The organism is Halapricum salinum (assembly GCF_004799665.1).
GTDB lineage: Archaea > Halobacteriota > Halobacteria > Halobacteriales > Haloarculaceae > Halapricum > Halapricum salinum.
The window spans coordinates 2,025,320-2,040,145 of record NZ_CP031310.1; the positions used below are offsets into that span (position 1 = coordinate 2,025,320).

At 66.0% G+C, this 14,826-nt stretch carries 14 protein-coding genes; 5 read left to right on the top strand and 9 right to left on the bottom strand.

The window, feature by feature from the left end; genetic code table 11:
• Window positions 1–32 precede the first annotated feature (32 nt).
• Window positions 33–1,577 carry a spermidine synthase gene (locus tag DV733_RS10140; protein WP_237560519.1) on the bottom strand — a complete coding sequence of 515 codons (1,545 nt, stop codon included), beginning with the start codon at window positions 1,575–1,577 and terminating at the stop codon, window positions 33–35.
• Window positions 1,578–1,639: 62 nt separating this feature from the next.
• Entirely contained in the window at window positions 1,640–1,963 is a 324-nt protein-coding gene (gene sugE, locus DV733_RS10145) for a quaternary ammonium compound efflux SMR transporter SugE (RefSeq protein ID WP_049994799.1), read from the bottom strand.
• 676 nt (window positions 1,964–2,639) lie between these two features.
• On the opposite strand from sugE, the gene DV733_RS10150 reads away from it, so the two are divergent.
• Window positions 2,640–3,923, top strand: coding sequence for a tRNA (N(6)-L-threonylcarbamoyladenosine(37)-C(2))-methylthiotransferase (locus DV733_RS10150; protein WP_049994798.1), 1,284 nt, complete (start codon window positions 2,640–2,642; stop codon window positions 3,921–3,923).
• A gap of 83 nt (window positions 3,924–4,006) precedes the next feature.
• Here DV733_RS10150 and DV733_RS10155 read toward each other — a convergent pair whose 3' ends face one another.
• The 4 genes from DV733_RS10155 to DV733_RS10170 all read right to left on the bottom strand — a co-directional run bounded on the left by DV733_RS10155 (window position 4,007) and on the right by DV733_RS10170 (window position 6,775).
• Window positions 4,007–4,474, bottom strand: a complete 468-nt coding sequence (locus DV733_RS10155) for a hypothetical protein (protein WP_049994797.1) — start codon at window positions 4,472–4,474, stop codon at window positions 4,007–4,009.
• Window positions 4,475–4,642: 168 nt separating this feature from the next.
• Window positions 4,643–5,608: a PfkB family carbohydrate kinase gene (locus DV733_RS10160; RefSeq protein ID WP_049994796.1), complete on the bottom strand. Its 966-nt coding sequence runs from the start codon at window positions 5,606–5,608 to the stop codon at window positions 4,643–4,645.
• Window positions 5,609–5,650: 42 nt separating this feature from the next.
• Window positions 5,651–6,031 (bottom strand): CBS domain-containing protein, encoded by a 381-nt coding sequence (locus DV733_RS10165; RefSeq protein ID WP_049994795.1) that lies wholly within the window; start codon window positions 6,029–6,031, stop codon window positions 5,651–5,653.
• A gap of 60 nt (window positions 6,032–6,091) precedes the next feature.
• Complete coding sequence (locus DV733_RS10170; RefSeq protein WP_049994794.1) at window positions 6,092–6,775, bottom strand: RNA ligase partner protein; 684 nt, start codon at window positions 6,773–6,775, stop codon at window positions 6,092–6,094.
• 125 nt (window positions 6,776–6,900) lie between these two features.
• Here DV733_RS10170 and DV733_RS10175 point away from each other — a divergent pair, with 125 nt between their 5' ends.
• Window positions 6,901–8,031, top strand: a complete 1,131-nt coding sequence (locus DV733_RS10175) for an RNA ligase (RefSeq protein ID WP_049994793.1) — start codon at window positions 6,901–6,903, stop codon at window positions 8,029–8,031.
• Window positions 8,032–8,061: 30 nt separating this feature from the next.
• On the opposite strand, the gene DV733_RS10180 is transcribed toward DV733_RS10175, so the two are convergent.
• Window positions 8,062–9,789: a site-2 protease family protein gene (locus DV733_RS10180; protein WP_049994792.1), complete on the bottom strand. Its 1,728-nt coding sequence runs from the start codon at window positions 9,787–9,789 to the stop codon at window positions 8,062–8,064.
• 156 nt (window positions 9,790–9,945) lie between these two features.
• Here DV733_RS10180 and DV733_RS10185 point away from each other — a divergent pair, with 156 nt between their 5' ends.
• The gene (locus DV733_RS10185; RefSeq protein ID WP_049994791.1) at window positions 9,946–11,553 is read left to right on the top strand and encodes a GTPBP1 family GTP-binding protein; all 1,608 of its coding nucleotides are present in this window, start codon (window positions 9,946–9,948) and stop codon (window positions 11,551–11,553) included.
• A gap of 15 nt (window positions 11,554–11,568) precedes the next feature.
• Here the strand turns inward: DV733_RS10185 and DV733_RS10190 are convergent, their stop codons facing one another.
• Window positions 11,569–12,228: a helix-turn-helix domain-containing protein gene (locus tag DV733_RS10190; protein WP_049994790.1), complete on the bottom strand. Its 660-nt coding sequence runs from the start codon at window positions 12,226–12,228 to the stop codon at window positions 11,569–11,571.
• Between the two features lie 85 nt (window positions 12,229–12,313).
• On the opposite strand from DV733_RS10190, the gene DV733_RS10195 reads away from it, so the two are divergent.
• A complete protein-coding gene (locus tag DV733_RS10195) occupies window positions 12,314–13,336 on the top strand; it encodes an NAD-dependent epimerase/dehydratase family protein (protein WP_079979559.1) in 1,023 nt (340 codons plus the stop codon).
• A gap of 3 nt (window positions 13,337–13,339) precedes the next feature.
• Here the strand turns inward: DV733_RS10195 and DV733_RS10200 are convergent, their stop codons facing one another.
• Window positions 13,340–14,245 carry a GNAT family N-acetyltransferase gene (locus tag DV733_RS10200; RefSeq protein ID WP_049994789.1) on the bottom strand — a complete coding sequence of 302 codons (906 nt, stop codon included), beginning with the start codon at window positions 14,243–14,245 and terminating at the stop codon, window positions 13,340–13,342.
• 94 nt (window positions 14,246–14,339) lie between these two features.
• Between DV733_RS10200 and DV733_RS10205 the strand changes: the two genes are divergently transcribed.
• Entirely contained in the window at window positions 14,340–14,810 is a 471-nt protein-coding gene (locus DV733_RS10205; protein ID WP_049994788.1) for a carotenoid biosynthesis protein, read from the top strand.
• Window positions 14,811–14,826 lie beyond the last annotated feature (16 nt).

Sequence of the window (14,826 nt, forward strand, 5' to 3'; positions counted from 1 at the left end):
AAATAATGGTTCCGTTCTGTCAACCGCGTCACTCATCCGGTGGCGGTCGTCCCGTTCCAGCCGGTGATGACGTATGGTTTGTCGACCTGCTCGTCCAGCAGCGAGTCGACGGGCGCGTAGTCGTCGGTCAGGATCGGAACGTCACCGGTCGGGACCGTCTCGGCCCGCCGGTAGCGTTCGATCTCCTCGCTGAGATCGAGACCGATATCGCGGCGGTCGTTCAGCCGCTGGAGGTCAGCCTGGGTGAAATCGGCGTGCTTGGTGGCGACCAGTTCGATGTTCTGGAGGTTCGGGGTATCGGCGGTCGGGAACGTGTAGAGGTGGGGGTAGGTGGTGTCGACGGTCTTGATCATCGCGCGGTAGAACGCCGAGCCCTCGCCCGAGCGCGCGGAGATGATGTTCGCCATGAGGACGCCGTCCTCGTCGAGTTTCGAGCGTGTGAGTTCCACGAACTCTCTGGTAGTGAGGTGGAACGGGACCTTGTCGGCCTGGAAGGCGTCCAGAATGATCACGTCGTAGGTCCGGTCGGTCGACTGGAGGAACTCACGGCCGTCGGCGACGTGGACCTGCAGGCGGTCGCTCTCCTGCAAGCCGAAGTATCGCTCGGCGGTGTCGACGACCTGTGGGTCGATCTCGACGGCGTCGATGGTGACGTTGGGATACTCTTCGACGTAGCGCTGTGGACCGGTGAACCCGCCGCCGCCGATGAACAGCACGCGGTCGACGTCGTCGGTCAGCAACATCGGGAGGTGCATGTACGGCGCGTAGTCGAAGACGTAGCCCTCGCGGCCGTCGACGTAGGTCGCGCTCTGGGGGACGCCCCCGATGTACATCGTTCGAACGCCCTCGTCCTGGCGGACTTCGAGGTCGGAGTAGGCGGTCTGGGTCTCGTAGATCGTGTCGCCAGTCATCGGGGGACCGGCGACGACGAGAAATCCCGCGAGACCGACGGCGACGACCGCGAGACCGACGGCGGCGACGGTCGGCGGTTCGGTATCGCCGACCAGCACGGCGACGACGATCAGCGGCAGCGCGAGCAGTAGCGCGACTTCGCCGACCGGGAACGCCGGGATGAGCAGAAAGGTCGCACCGAACGCGCCGACGATCGAGCCGATCGTCCCCACGGCGTAGACACGACCCGATGCGCTGCCGTGACTCTCGGCGGCCGACTGCTCGGCCGCGAAGGGGCTGATCACACCCAGGAGGAACGTCATCGGGCCGAACAGCAGCGTCACGGGGAGGATCGCAGCGTAGCGCGGCTCGACGAGATTCAGCGTATCGAACCACGTGATGACGACGTCCCCGCCGACTGCGACCGCCGCCACCGAGACCGCTGCGACTGCCGAGAGGATTGCCAGTGCCTGATTACTCGCGTGAGTCGCGGCGTAGCGCCCGCCGAGTGCGTAGCCCAGGCTCAACGCTGCGAGGAAGACGCCGATGATCGATCCCCAGGTGTAGACCGACGAGCCGAACGCGGGCGCGACCATCCGGCCCGCCAGGATCTCCAGGCCCATGCTGGCGACCCCGGAGGCAAAGACCGCGGATTCGGGTCGAATCTGTGGATACCGGCGGGACACGTCGGTGTGTAACGGCCGGGACTGTTTATACTCAGTGTGCTAGTGGTCGCTCTCCCCTCGATTCAGTGCGTCGGCGACACCAGATGGAGACCGACGATGCCGACGACGATCAGCGAGACGAACAGGAGGCGGGCAACCGTCGCCGGTTCGTCGAACAGGGCGATCCCCAGGAGTGCCGTGCCGACCGCGCCGATTCCAGTCCAGACCGCGTAGGCCGTCCCGATCGGGATGGTCTGGGTCGCCTTCGCCAGCAGGACCATGCTGATCGCCAGGGCGACGACGGTCGCCACGGTTGGGGCGGGCTTCGTGAGGCCGTCGGAGTAGGCCAGTCCGATCGCCCACGCGACCTCGAAGAGGCCGGCGACGACGAGGAGGAGCCAGGACATCTACGTTTCGTGTTGTGGGTCTGGGCGGCTATGGGTTGTGATTTCGTATGGAGGGATTGTGGCGTGTGCGGTCGCGAGTCTCGTCTCGCGGCGACTTCACGCGAGGGACGAACGAGGGAGCATCGCGACCGAGTGAGTCGGCTGGGGAGGGCGTGGCGCGGTTGCGGTCCAGTGGGGTGGACTGAAAGGGACCGGACTCTCGACGAACCCCGGCGACGTAAGCACTGGAGCGAGCGAAGCGAGTGAAGCGCGCAGCGAGTCGCGGGAGGCGAGAGTCCGGGGGCTTTCTGGACCTGCTGGACTGCGGAGCACAGCCAGAAAGCCCCGGCCGGCTCGAAGGCTGCGGCTCGCTGCGGTCCTCGCCTTGGGGCTGCGGTCCTTACGTCGTGGTCCGAGAGAGCAAGGCTCTCTCGTCATCACGAAAGGCGCTTGCGCCTTTCGAACGACCTCGCTCTACGAGCCGGCCGCCCCTTTCAGTCCCACCCACAGCAGGCCACGTCCTCCCCAGCCGATTCCTTCGCTCGCAGCGCTCGCTCAGTCATCCCTCGCGCGCTGCTGGCTCACCACGACCGGTTCGCCAGCACGCGCCGGATGATTAGTCTGTTCGTATTGCAGGCCAATCCGTCGCGCTTTTGGCCGCGCACACGTTGAGAAGAAACAACAGAGACGTTCCAGCATGGCCCGTTATCACATCGAGACGTACGGGTGCACCTCCAATCGAGGTGAAACCCAGCAGATCGAGCGCGCACTCCGCGAGGGTGGCCACCACCCCGCCGAGGGACCCGAACAGGCCGACGTCGCCATCCTCAACACCTGCACGGTCGTCGAGAAGACCGAGCGCAACATGCTCGCGCGGGCCGAAGAGCTAGACGAGCAGACCCCGGCGGACCTGGTCATCACGGGCTGTATGGCCCTGGCCCAGGGCGAGGAGTTCGAGGATGCGGGCGTCGACGCCGAGATCCTGCACTGGGACGAGGTGCCCGACCACGTCCTCAACGGCGAGTGTCCGACCGTCACCCCGGACACCGACCCCGTGCTCACAGGGGTGACGGGCATCCTCCCCATCGCCCGCGGGTGTATGAGCGATTGCTCCTATTGCATCACCAAGCAAGCGACGGGCAAGATCGACTCGCCCACAGTGGACGAAAACGTCCGGAAGGGCCGCGCGCTGGTCCACGGCGGCGCGAAAGAAATTCGAATCACAGGCCAGGACACGGGCGTCTACGGCTGGGATATCAATCAAGGCGAGAGCCTGCTGCCCGAACTCCTCGATCGCATCTGCACCGAGATCGAGGGCGACTTCAGGGTCCGATTAGGAATGGCCAACCCTGGCGGCGTCCACGGGATTCGCGAGGAACTCGCCGCGGTCTTCGCCGCACACGAGGAGATCTACAACTTCCTGCACGCGCCCGTCCAGAGCGGGTCGGACGACGTGCTGGCGGACATGCGCCGCCAGCACCAGGTCGCCCAATACCGCGAAATCGTCGAGGCCTTCGACGCCCATCTCGACTACTGGACCCTCTCGACGGACTTCATCGTCGGCTTCCCCACGGAGGGCCCCGAGGACCACGAGGCCAGCATGGACCTCATCCGGGAGACGCGACCCGAGAAGCTCAACGTCACGCGCTTCTCGAAGCGGCCTGGCACCGACGCCGCGAAGATGAAAGGCCTGGGCGGCACGCTCAAGAAGGAGCGTTCGAAGGCCATGAGCGAGCTAAAGATGGACGTCGTCGGCGAGGCCTACGAGGCGATGGTCGGGACCGAGCACACGGTCTTGCTCACCGAGGACGGGACCGACGAGTCGCTGGTCGGTTACGACGAGGCCCACCGCCAGGTCGCGCTCCCGAACGCACAGTTACAGGGCTTGGAGATCGGCGATTTCGTCGACGTCGAGATCACGGGCCACAACACCGTCTACGCGATGGGTGCGCCGAAGCAGCCCGACCTGATCGAACAGTAGTCACAGATCCCGATACGGCCGTGTCTCGACGGTACGAGGAACGAAAAAATCGTGTCGATTGAATCGTCCACCCCAGCAGACACTTACTCGGAGATCCACTCGATGTTGGCGTCGATACAGCCACTATCGAGAGCACTGGATGCCGCTGCGAGCTCCTTGACGCTCTCTTTGTCCGGGCCGAAGATCTGGTAGAGATGCGTGTCGGCGACGATCTCGCCATGGACCTCGTCCTCGGCCGCGGTAGACGTCTCGCTCGTTGAGACCGCGTCCGGGTTCTCGAATTTGTTGATGTTGAATATGTAGACAGCCCCGTCTGCATCTTCGAACGACGCACTGACGCTCGAAAATCGCTCACTCTCGGACGTCGCCGCTTCACCGATCTGCTCGTAGTCGTCGCTGTCGGGCAGCGCGCCCTCCAGGTCGTCGGGCGTACCGCACCCGCCACCGCCGTTTCCGTTGCCGTTTCCACTACCGCTACCCCCACCAATGCAGCCAGTCAACCCGACGACCGTCGCCGAGCCTACTGCTGCGATGAAGTTACGTCGCTGCACATCTCACACTGATCGGATTTTGTTATTAACACTTTCGAACTACAAAAAAGATACGAAAAGATAATTTCCAATCCCGATAGGCGTGGTGTTCACGAGATCGTATATAAATTTCTTCCGGTAAAACACTGCGAGAAATGGCCGGGGGCAGTGTCTACACAGCGATCTGGTCTACGTCTGGAGTTGCCAGACGCGCACGTCGTCGATCGTCTCCTCGATGTCGAGATCGCGGACACTGGTCCCGCTGGTCGTGATGAGTTTGCGGGCGGCGGCGACGCCGGCTTTCAGTGCCGTCTCGTCGCTCCAGCCCTGCTGGTGGGCCCACAGGATCGCTCCGAACATGGCGTCACCGGCGGCGACGACGTCTACAACGTCGACGTCGGGCGCGGGCGCGAACAGCGTCTGCTCGCCACTGACGATCATCGACCCTTCCTCGCCCATCGTCGCGATGACGCGTTCGAATCCGCGCTTCTGGAGTTCGATGGCGGCTTCCTCGCAGGCGTTGATCGAGTCGATCTCGATTCCGGTCGCCTCCTGCAGATGGGTCTCGTTCGGCCGGCAGTACTCGTAGCGCTCTTCGAGCTGGTCGAGAATGTCGCCGTGGACGTCGACCGCTGTCTCCCAGTCACCCGCGGCCGCGATCCGATCGACGTCGGCGGCGTCCATGCCCGGTGGCAGACTCCCGCCGATGTAGACGGTCTCGGGGTCGTGTTCGACGACGGTCTCGACGAGGTCGTCGATCAACTCTTTGGAGGCGGCCGGACCGCTCTGGGTTAGCTGATAGCGGACGCGTTCGGTTTCGGCGGGGTCGTCGACGCGGTTGGTCTGGATCGCCTCCTCGCTGTAGGCGTGGATCGTCGTGTTCAGCCGCGTCGGTCCGTCGGTCGTCTCCTCGAAGTCCGTCGGGACGTCGAACTCGGCGAGGTTCTGCTCGATGAAGTAGCCCGTGAATCCACCCACGATGCCGGTCGCGAGTGTCTCCCCGTCGAGTGCGCGAACGAGCTGTGAGACGTTGACACCGTTGCCGCCCGAGTCGAAGCGTGTCTCCTCCCCCCGCTGGACGCTGTCGGGTTCGAGTGGCTCCTCGAGCGTGATGACCTGGTCGACCGCCGGGTTCGGCGTGACTGTGAGAATCATTGGCAGTACTATCTTGTTGGGACGAACAACGATTAAACCTTCTCAGGCCGCGTCGTCGGTGACGTCCGTCGAGGAGACCATGCCGACGTAGTCGCCGTGGTCGTCGATGACGGGCAGGTGTTTGATCCCGTAGGTGGTCATCATCGCCGCCGCCTCGCCGAGTTCGAGGTTGGTCGCCACGCGCTCGACGGGCGAGGTCATCACGTCGGCCACGGTGACTTCGGTGGGGTCGCGGCCGTCGGCGACCACGGTCACGACGTCAGAGTTGGTGATGATCCCCGCCTGGGAGCCAGGGACGAACAGGGCGTTGATGTTCTGCTCGGAGAGGTGTTCGGCGGCGTCCTGGACCGTGGCCTTCTTCGAGATCGTCTCCAGCGGCGTCGACATGACGTCCTCGACGCGCGTTCGCGTTTCGGGTGACATACAACGTCCGTCGGTGGCCACCGTGTTCGGTGTTTCGCTCTCGCTCCCGGCCGGCGCACGTCAGGAGTCGGCGTCTTCGACGCCGGTCGCGCCGATGTACTCCTCCAGCAGTGTCGGGAACTGGCCGCCGCGGACGTATCGCAGGCCGAAGCGATCGGCCCACGAGATGATCCCGCGGTCTTCGGTGACGACGCCGGCGTTCAGTTCCTTGGCCAGCACCAGCAGGTCGAAGTCCTCCCGGGAGTCGAGCACGCCCTGTCTGAGCGCCCGGCGATACTTGTCCCGCATGTCCGAGAGCACCTTGTCGGCCTCGGTCATGTATGCCGCCGAGTCGTCCTCGTCGGTGTCCAGATCCTCGGGGTCGAGTTGCTCGACTTTCCGGAGGGCTTGCTCGGAGACGCGCAGGCCGCGGTCGACCCGGTCGCTCATCTCGTCGACGAACTCGTAGACCAGGTCGGCCGGCAACGTGACGCCGTAGCGGTCGGGGCTCTTGCGGACGACCCAGGTGTCGAGTTTCGAGATCGTGTCCGCCGAAACGTCACGATCGCGGAGCATCGTCACGAGTTCGTCGTGGATCGACGGCGGCATGTGACAGGAGATGTTCAACTCCAGGCGCGCCGTCGCGATCAGCTCCAGCAGCCGCACGATTGCGTCTTCGAGGTCTTCGCCATCTGCGCGAATCTCCTCGGTGAGAAACAGCGACGTGTCGAGCACGAACTGCTGGCGCGGCGGTCTCTCGCGCATGGCCGAGTATTGACGGCCGAGGGATATATGCCTACCACCCTGTTCGATCCGATTCTGAATCCTGGGGGCTGCGTGTCACCACCCGCGCCCCCTCTTTTTTCGTCGCAGCGCCCCTCAATTCAGGTATGGACGACCAGGAGTGGTTCGACCGCCTGGAGACGGCCGCCGACGAACCCGGCGAGCTGTTCGAACACTTCGAGACGCGGTCGGCCCGCGGGCTGACCTTTCAGGTCCTGTCCGACGCGCGCCACGGGCTCGACCGCGGGACGGTACTCGTCGAGGAGACCGGCGAGGTCGTTCCCGGGTATCCCTCGATTCCCCGAATCCTCGTCCTCGATCCGGGCGTTCGATCGTTCTTTCCCGACGCCGAGCGGATCGCCGTCGAGGAGAAACTCAACGGCTTCAACGTCCGCGTTGCCAGGGTCGACGGCGAGGCGCTGGCGTTCACCCGCGGCGGGTACGTCTGCCCGTACACGACCGCCCGCGCCCGCGACCTGCTCTCCCCGGCAGCGTTCTTCGACGACAGCCCCGATCTGATCCTCTGTGCGGAACTGATCGGTCCCGAGACGCCCTACACCTCCCACGACTACCCTGACATCGAGTCCGACGCGATCCGGGTGTTCGACGTGCGTGAGCGCCACTCGGGCGACCCACTGCCCGTCGAGCGCCGTCGCGAACTCTGCCGGGAATACGGCTTCGAACAGCCTCCGTTCTTCGGGTGGCACGACCCGGCCACGGCCGCCGCGGCCGTCGAAGATGTCCTCGCCGATCTCGACGCGGACGAGCGTGAGGGGATCGTGATGAAAGCACCCAGCGGAGCCCGGATGGTGAAGTACACGACGCGGGCTCAGCACCACAACGAACTCGCCTTTGCCTTCTCGCTACCCTACGAGCACGGGCGGGACTTCCTGTTCTCGCGACTCGTCCGGGAGGGATTCCAGGCGGCCGAGTTGGAGGACGACCCCGAGCGTCTGCGCCAGCGGGCCCGGGAGCTGGGCGAGTCGATCCTGTTGCCCATGGTCGAGACGATCGACGCGATCGCCGACGGCGAGACCGTCGGCGAGGACCACACTGTCCGGGGCGACCCCGAGCGGATCGACGCACTGCTCGACCACCTCCGGGAATTTTCCCTGACGCTGGAGATCCTCGAGGATCGCCGCGAGGACGGCGAGCGCGTCCTCACCTTTCGGAAGGTCTCGCCGTCGACGGTCGATCGGATCGACTACTACCTCGACGGCGGCGTCGTCGACGAGTGACCGCCCTCCGGTGCGCAAGGACACTCCGCTCTATCCGAGCGCGACAGGGACGAAGATCACCGCGAGCAACAGCACCACGAGGGAGGTCCCGACGCTGGCCGTGACCGCCCAGCCGACCGTTTCGGTCGACTCGACGCCCAGTCGGTCGGCCGTGTCGGTCGCGCCGAGGCGGAGGATTCGACCGCCGTCCAGCGGCCACAGCGGCAGGCAGTTGAACAGCGCGACCTGCACGTTCAGCCAGGTCAGCCAGTAGGCGACGTTCGCCAGCGTGAACGTCGCCCCGCCCAGCACTGCGAGCGGTCCCTCCAGCGTGAACGCGGCGGTCGTCGGGTCCAGAAAACCCGCGAAGTTGTACGGCGCGACCCCGACCAGCGCCGCCAGCGGAAGGGTCAGAAACGTCACCAGTCGCCCAAGGAGCGAGCGCTCGCCCGAGATTCCGCCGCCGCCGAGCACCGAGAGGTATCGATCCGCCGGGTAGGCCCCGACGCCGAAGTCCGTCACGAGGAGGCCGCTCGTCCCCGGATCGACCGCGATGCCGAGCAGGAGATCACCACCTGAGCCGCGCTGTGGCCGGACGTCGTAGCGCTGTCGAGCACCGCCGACGTAGGCCGTCACCTCCAGCGAGGCGTCCGCGCTGGCGTTTTCGAGCACTGCCTGTAGATCGTCCAGATCCAGGATCCGGCGTCCCTCGATGCTGGTGAGAACGACTTGCTCCTCGGCGGGTGCGCCTGCGGCAGCCAGCCCACCGTCGTCGAGCACCGTCCCCGAGAGGCCGATCGGCGACGTGACTGGCCCCGCGTCGGTCGAGAGTCGCGCGACGCTGTGGTTTCGCAGAGCTGCTCGGAATTCCCGCTCGGTCCGGACGGTGGTTCCGTTGACGGCCGTGATGATCGTCCCCCGAGAGCGGTCGAGCGGCCCGCTCGCGCGAACGACTGTCACGCGCCGCTCGATCGTAACGGAGGGTTCGTCGGCGCGTTCGACCTCGACCGTCGGGCCTGCGGTGTCGAGTGTGCGTTCGAGGTCGCTGTCGTTCGTGATCGGCTGGCCGTCGATGCCGGTGATGACGTCGCCACGCTGGAGGTGGCCGTCGGCGGGTGCGTCGGCGAAGACGCCGCCGACAGCGACGCCAGCGACGGGTGTGATCGCGCCGAGCAGGACGACCAGCAGTCCGAAGGTGGCCGCGGTGACGACCAGATTCGAGGCCGGGCCGGCCGCGAACATCCGGATCCAGCTCGCGGGCTCGCCCTCCCGCTCTTCGTCGGGCTGGACGAACGCACCGATCGGGAGGACGGTCGCCAGCACCAAGCCGACGTCTCTGACGGCGATGTCCTCGACGCGACAGAGCACGCCGTGACACCCCTCGTGGACGACGAGTCCGACGAGCAACGCCAGCACGAGTTCGGGTGCGGCCGCCAATGGGAGAAACTCGTTCACCCCCGGGACGACCAGGATCGTGGTCGGCTGTCGGACCGGACTGCCTCCGGGATCGAGGATCGTGACGACCGCGGCAAGGACGACCCCGAGCGCCATCGCGGCTCCCAGCAGCGCGACGACGACGCTCGCGACAGTCCCGAAGATACGCCAGATCCGCCGCGGCCGTGCGAGAACGTCCAGCGCCGCTCGAAGGCGCGTCGATCGGAGCGTCACGAACGGGCCCGATACCTCGATCCCGTCCGGCAGACGCCCGGTTCGGTCGAGTGCGACGGCGACGACGGTGAACGCGACGACACTGCCCAGGACCCACCACAGCAGTTCCATCGAGCGTGTGCTCTCGGTCCCGGGGCAAAAATCCGCGGTGTTCGAGGTCAGCTAGAATATCGTTCCACATCACTCTGGATCGATATATAGCGATACAGCGATTCAGGCTCTCGAACCCGGAGAAAGTTTATCATCGATGGCCCGCTACGCTCGCCCATGAGCCGGGACCGAGCCGTCCTCGAACGCGCGATCGAACGCGGCGAACGCGAGGGCGGCAGCGTCGAGTTCAAAGAGCGGCTCAGCAAAGACCTGCACGCCGCTGACGGTCGCTTCGAGAGCCTCGCAGCGCAACTGCGCCACCGCGTGCTCTCGGGTGACGGCGAGGCCACCTACGTCGTCGGCGTCACCGACGACGGCGGCATCGCCGGGATCGATCCCGACACCTTCTCCGAGTCGATGGACGTCCTCTCGCTGTTGGCCGAAGAGGCCGGCGCACACATCGAAGACGTCCAGACCTGGAGCGCCGACGAACGGGGCGGCATCGTCGGCGTCGCCGAGATACGAGAGGGAACAGTGTTGACTGACGACGAGCACATCGTCGTCGGGACAGCGGGCCACGTCGACCACGGCAAGTCCACGCTCGTGGGCTCGCTCGTCACGGGCCAGGCCGACGACGGCCAGGGCGGCACTCGCTCGTACCTGGACGTCCAGCCCCACGAGGTCGAGCGCGGCCTCTCGGCGGACCTCTCGTACGGCGTCTACGGCTTCGACGACGACGGTCCGGTTCGGATGGACAACCCCGACCGCAAGACCGACCGCGCTCGTGTCGTCGAGGAGTCGGATCGACTCGTGAGTTTCGTCGACACCGTCGGCCACGAGCCGTGGCTGCGCACCACGATCCGGGGTATCGTCGGCCAGAAACTCGACTACGGCCTCTTGACTGTGGCCGCCGACGACGGCCCGACCAAGACGACACGCGAGCACCTGGGTATCCTGCTGGCGACCGACCTGCCGACGATGGTCGCGATCACGAAGACCGACCTGGTCGACGATGATCGACTCGCCGAGGTCGAACGCGAGGTAGAGCGACTCCTGCGCGATGCGGAGAAGACACCCCTCCCCGTGGAACGCCACGGCGTGGACGCCGCCGTCGAGGAGATCTCCGAGACTGTGGTCCCGATCCTCCGAACGTCGGCGGTCGAGGAGGTCGGGCTCGACCAGCTGGACGAACTGTTCGAGCGTCTGCCGAAGACCGAGACGGCCGCCGACGGGCAGTTCAAGATGTACGTCGACCGCTCCTACAAGGTGACCGGCGTCGGCGCGGTCGCCTCGGGGACGATCAAGTCCGGACGCGTCGAAGCCGGCGACGAACTCTTGCTCGGGCCGATGGCCGACGGCAACTTCCGGGAGGTCGAGGTCCGCTCGATCGAGATGCATTACCACCGCGTCGACGAGGCCCAGGCCGGCCGGATCGTCGGCATCGCGCTGAAAGGGGTCCGCGAAGCCGACGTCGAGCGCGGGATGGTCCTGCTCCCCCGGAAGGCCGACCCCGACCCTGTCCGGGAGTTCGAGGCCGAGGTGATGGTTCTCAATCACCCCACCCGGATCGGCGACGGCTACGAGCCCGTGGTCCACCTCGAAACCGTCAGCGAGGCCGCCGCCTTCTACCCCGAAGGTGGTCGACTCCTCCCCGGTGACAAGGGGACGGCGAGAGTGCGATTCAAGTTTCGGCCCTACTCAATCGAGGAGGGCCAGCGGTTCGTCTTCCGCGAGGGCCGGAGCAAGGGCGTCGGGACTGTGACAGATATCACGGGCGTGGAGTAAGTCAACCGTTGTCTCTTACTGACGGAATATCGTCGAGATGAGCGTCGACTCGGCCTTCCGGAGGTGCTCGGCGGCGGTACTGGGTGCACAATCGATGGCCTCGGCGACGTCCTCGTGACTGGCGTGGCGTGGAATCTCGTAGTATCCGATCTCGACTGCGGTCGTGACGGCTTCACGCTGACGCGTCGAGAGCGCGGCCGCGCCAGTCTGTGCCGTCGCCTGGAGGCCACCGACTGCCTCGATCGTCACGTCGACCACGTCGGGGACAGCCTCGACAGCCGCCTGAATCTCCGCGTCCGGGCCGAACAACGAGAACGTTACCGTCCCGTCCTCGTGATAGCGAATCGGCGGGACGACGATCAGCCCGCCCTCGGTGATGGGTCCGAACAGTTCACCGAGTGCGTCTGTCGTCGCGTCCCGAACGTACACGTAGAAGGCGTCTTCACCGACCGGCAGCAACTCGTAGCCGATCACCTGCGGGATGTCTTCGACGGCGACTTCCAAAGCCTCGGCGTCACCGATAGCGTAATGGAGCATCCCCAGCGCGTCTCCGGTAAAGTTCCACTGGAGTGCGTCGGATCGCTCGACGAAGTCTGCGTTGGTCCAGAGGTCGTACATCGGGTGGATGTCTCCCTCCCGACCATCCGCGGTGATCCGGGCTCGGACGTGCTTCATGATCGGAGCCACCGGAGGAATCGGCTTAAACCCCCCGCGCGAATCCGGCAGCAAGTGTTCGATCGTCGCGGTCGAACGAGTCTGTATGAAGGTCTTCATCGCTGGCGCAACAGGCGTTCTCGGACACCGACTCGTCGACTCGCTCGCCGACCGCGGTCATGAGGTTCACGGCCTTGCACGTGACGCGGAGGGCGAACAGATCGTCGAAAGATACGGTGGGATCGCGAGACGGGGCGACGTCCTCGAACCCGGGTCGCTCGATCGGGTGATCGACGACGATGTCGACGTGCTGATCCACGCTGCGACGGCGATACCGGACTCGACCAAACCCAGCGACGAGGAGTGGGTGCGAAACGATCGCGTCCGTCTGGACGGGATGACAAATCTGCTTGCTGCCGCGCCCGAGACGCTCCAGCAAGTCCTGTTCCCGAGCGTCGTGTGGGTGGTCCGGCAGCCCGACGGCTCGGAATTCGACGAGACAGCCGCGTACAATCCAGACCGAGCGACCGAATCAGCTGCCGAAGTCGAGGATCTGCTTCGCGAGCGCGCCACGCAGGCAACGTTCGATGCTGCGATCCTCCGGTGTGGATTCTTCTATGCGTCCGATGCCCGGGACACTCGCGAGTGGGGCAAAGACTTACTCGACGGCGACCTGCCGATCGTCGGCGGCGGACTTCTCGGTCGCCAGGACGGGACGATGTCGTTCGTTCATATCGACGACGCGGCCACAGCGTTCGTCGCGGCCGTCGAGCAGGGCGCGAGTGGGGTCTACCACGTCGTCGACGACCGGCCAGTGGCGCCGGCAGCGTTCTTCGAGACCTTCGCCGATCTGCTCGATGCACCTGAACCGGGACGTGTCCCGGGCTGGCTCGCCCGGTTTTTCGTCGGGAAGATCGCCGCCGACCTGCTCACGAGCGAGTGGCGAACGACCAACGAGAAGGCGCGCCAGGAACTCGACTGGGAACCCACCCACCCTACTGTCGCGGAGGGATTACAGCAGATCGTCGAGACGTGGCAGTCGGAGGGACAGCTCGTCGAGACAGATACCGGCATCGAGTGGTCGGGCGATGACGTCAGGCAGGCCGACACTCCGGGGTCGACGGCCTGACTCTCAGACTGTCAGATCCGCTTCGAGCACGAAGATCGGTTCGTCGCTGGCGTCGGCTCGCGCGGCGGCCACGTCCGAGACGTGCCGGCAGGTCTCGGGGACGAGCACCCGGGTTCGATCGACACCCAGGTCGGCGGCGTCGGCGGCGACGGCGTCGAACAGCGCCCGTGCGCTCTCCAGATCGTCCCAGACGCTGAATCCGTAGACGGCGATGGACTCGACGCCGTCGTCGGTCTCGCGTTCGCGAACGCGGACCCGAGCAGTCGACGCGCGCGTGCCCGCCCCGTCCTGCACTGCGAGCACACGCTGGCTGTCGGCGAGGTCGCCCAGTCGCTGGCGGGTCACCTCCGAGAGCGACCACGACTCCCCGGGATCGATCCCCAGCCCCGAGAGCCGCCGGCAGGCCCGACTGCGCTGCCAGCAGGCCCAGGCCGCGTCTGGATTCTCGACCACGTCGAGGGCCGGATCCGCATTCGGATCGGGCGCGGGCTGGGCCCAGCGGGCTTCCGCGGCCGGCTCGAATCCCGCCGCCCGGGACTGGCCGAGGCCGGCGTCGTTCCAGGAGAAGACCATATTTCTGGCGAGTGACGCGCCCCGCTCGCGACACCACGCGAAGAGGTGCTCGACCATCGCGAGGCCGTAGCCTTCTCCGCGGTAGTCGGGGTTGACCCGCATGCCCTGGAGCCAGGCCTCGTGTTCGGAGAGGACGACCGCCTGGCAGATGCCGCCGATGTCCTCATCGCAGTCCACGACGACGGTACGCTGGTCGGGACCGTCAGTTTCGATCCACTCGGGGAAGACGTCAGGGATGTAGTCGCCCACGTCGCGGTCGGCCCAGGTGTCGCTCGTGAAGGCCGCGACTGCGTCGTGGTCCTCGAGTCTGGCCTGGCGGATGTCGGCCTCGGTCATACCTCGGGTGTCGCCCGCCGGCGACAAAAGACGAACGGCGGCTGCGATCGGCCGAACCGGGACACCTTTGATCAGTCCTCGAGAACGGCCAGCCATGCCGAGCAGCCGTGCCTTCGCCGCCTCGACGACGGCGATCGGACTGATCGCGCTCGCACACGCCGTCCTCACGTGGCCCCTGGAAGCGACCCTCGCGTTCTTCGCGGGCGGCGCAGCGATCGCCTTCGTCGCCGAGGCAGCCGTCATCAATCTCGATTGGCTCGACCATCACGTCGGGCCCAAAGTGCTGGGCGTCCCGATATATGTCCTCTTCGGGTGGACCGGTGTCGTCTATCTCTCGTTTCGGGTGGCGTTGCTGGCCGTCGACGGCGTGCCCGCTGTCGCGCTCGGGGCGGCGATTGCGACGACGTACGATATACTCACCGACCACCGAGGGGTCGCCGACGGCCACTGGACGTATACCGACGACCTGCCGGGGCCGCGTCTCCGGGAGGTTCCGTGGTGGAACTTCGCCGGCTGGGTCGTGATCAGCGCTGCCACTGCGGCGTTCACGTTGCCGTTCCTGTGAGTCTCCGCCCGTCGCG

What these genes read in the sequence shown, in the direction of transcription:
- sugE (WP_049994799.1), bottom strand. Translation starts at nt 1,963, where the DNA reads ATGTCCTGGCTCCTCCTCGTCGTCGCCGGCCTCTTCGAGGTCGCGTGG.
- DV733_RS10150 (WP_049994798.1), top strand. Translation starts at nt 2,640, where the DNA reads ATGGCCCGTTATCACATCGAGACGTACGGGTGCACCTCCAATCGAGGT.
- DV733_RS10160 (WP_049994796.1), bottom strand. Translation starts at nt 5,608, where the DNA reads ATGATTCTCACAGTCACGCCGAACCCGGCGGTCGACCAGGTCATCACG.
- DV733_RS10165 (WP_049994795.1), bottom strand. Translation starts at nt 6,031, where the DNA reads ATGTCACCCGAAACGCGAACGCGCGTCGAGGACGTCATGTCGACGCCG.
- DV733_RS10170 (WP_049994794.1), bottom strand. Translation starts at nt 6,775, where the DNA reads ATGCGCGAGAGACCGCCGCGCCAGCAGTTCGTGCTCGACACGTCGCTG.
- DV733_RS10175 (WP_049994793.1), top strand. Translation starts at nt 6,901, where the DNA reads ATGGACGACCAGGAGTGGTTCGACCGCCTGGAGACGGCCGCCGACGAA.
- DV733_RS10180 (WP_049994792.1), bottom strand. Translation starts at nt 9,789, where the DNA reads ATGGAACTGCTGTGGTGGGTCCTGGGCAGTGTCGTCGCGTTCACCGTC.
- DV733_RS10185 (WP_049994791.1), top strand. Translation starts at nt 9,946, where the DNA reads ATGAGCCGGGACCGAGCCGTCCTCGAACGCGCGATCGAACGCGGCGAA.
- DV733_RS10190 (WP_049994790.1), bottom strand. Translation starts at nt 12,228, where the DNA reads ATGAAGCACGTCCGAGCCCGGATCACCGCGGATGGTCGGGAGGGAGAC.
- DV733_RS10195 (WP_079979559.1), top strand. Translation starts at nt 12,314, where the DNA reads ATGAAGGTCTTCATCGCTGGCGCAACAGGCGTTCTCGGACACCGACTC.
- DV733_RS10200 (WP_049994789.1), bottom strand. Translation starts at nt 14,245, where the DNA reads ATGACCGAGGCCGACATCCGCCAGGCCAGACTCGAGGACCACGACGCA.
- DV733_RS10205 (WP_049994788.1), top strand. Translation starts at nt 14,340, where the DNA reads ATGCCGAGCAGCCGTGCCTTCGCCGCCTCGACGACGGCGATCGGACTG.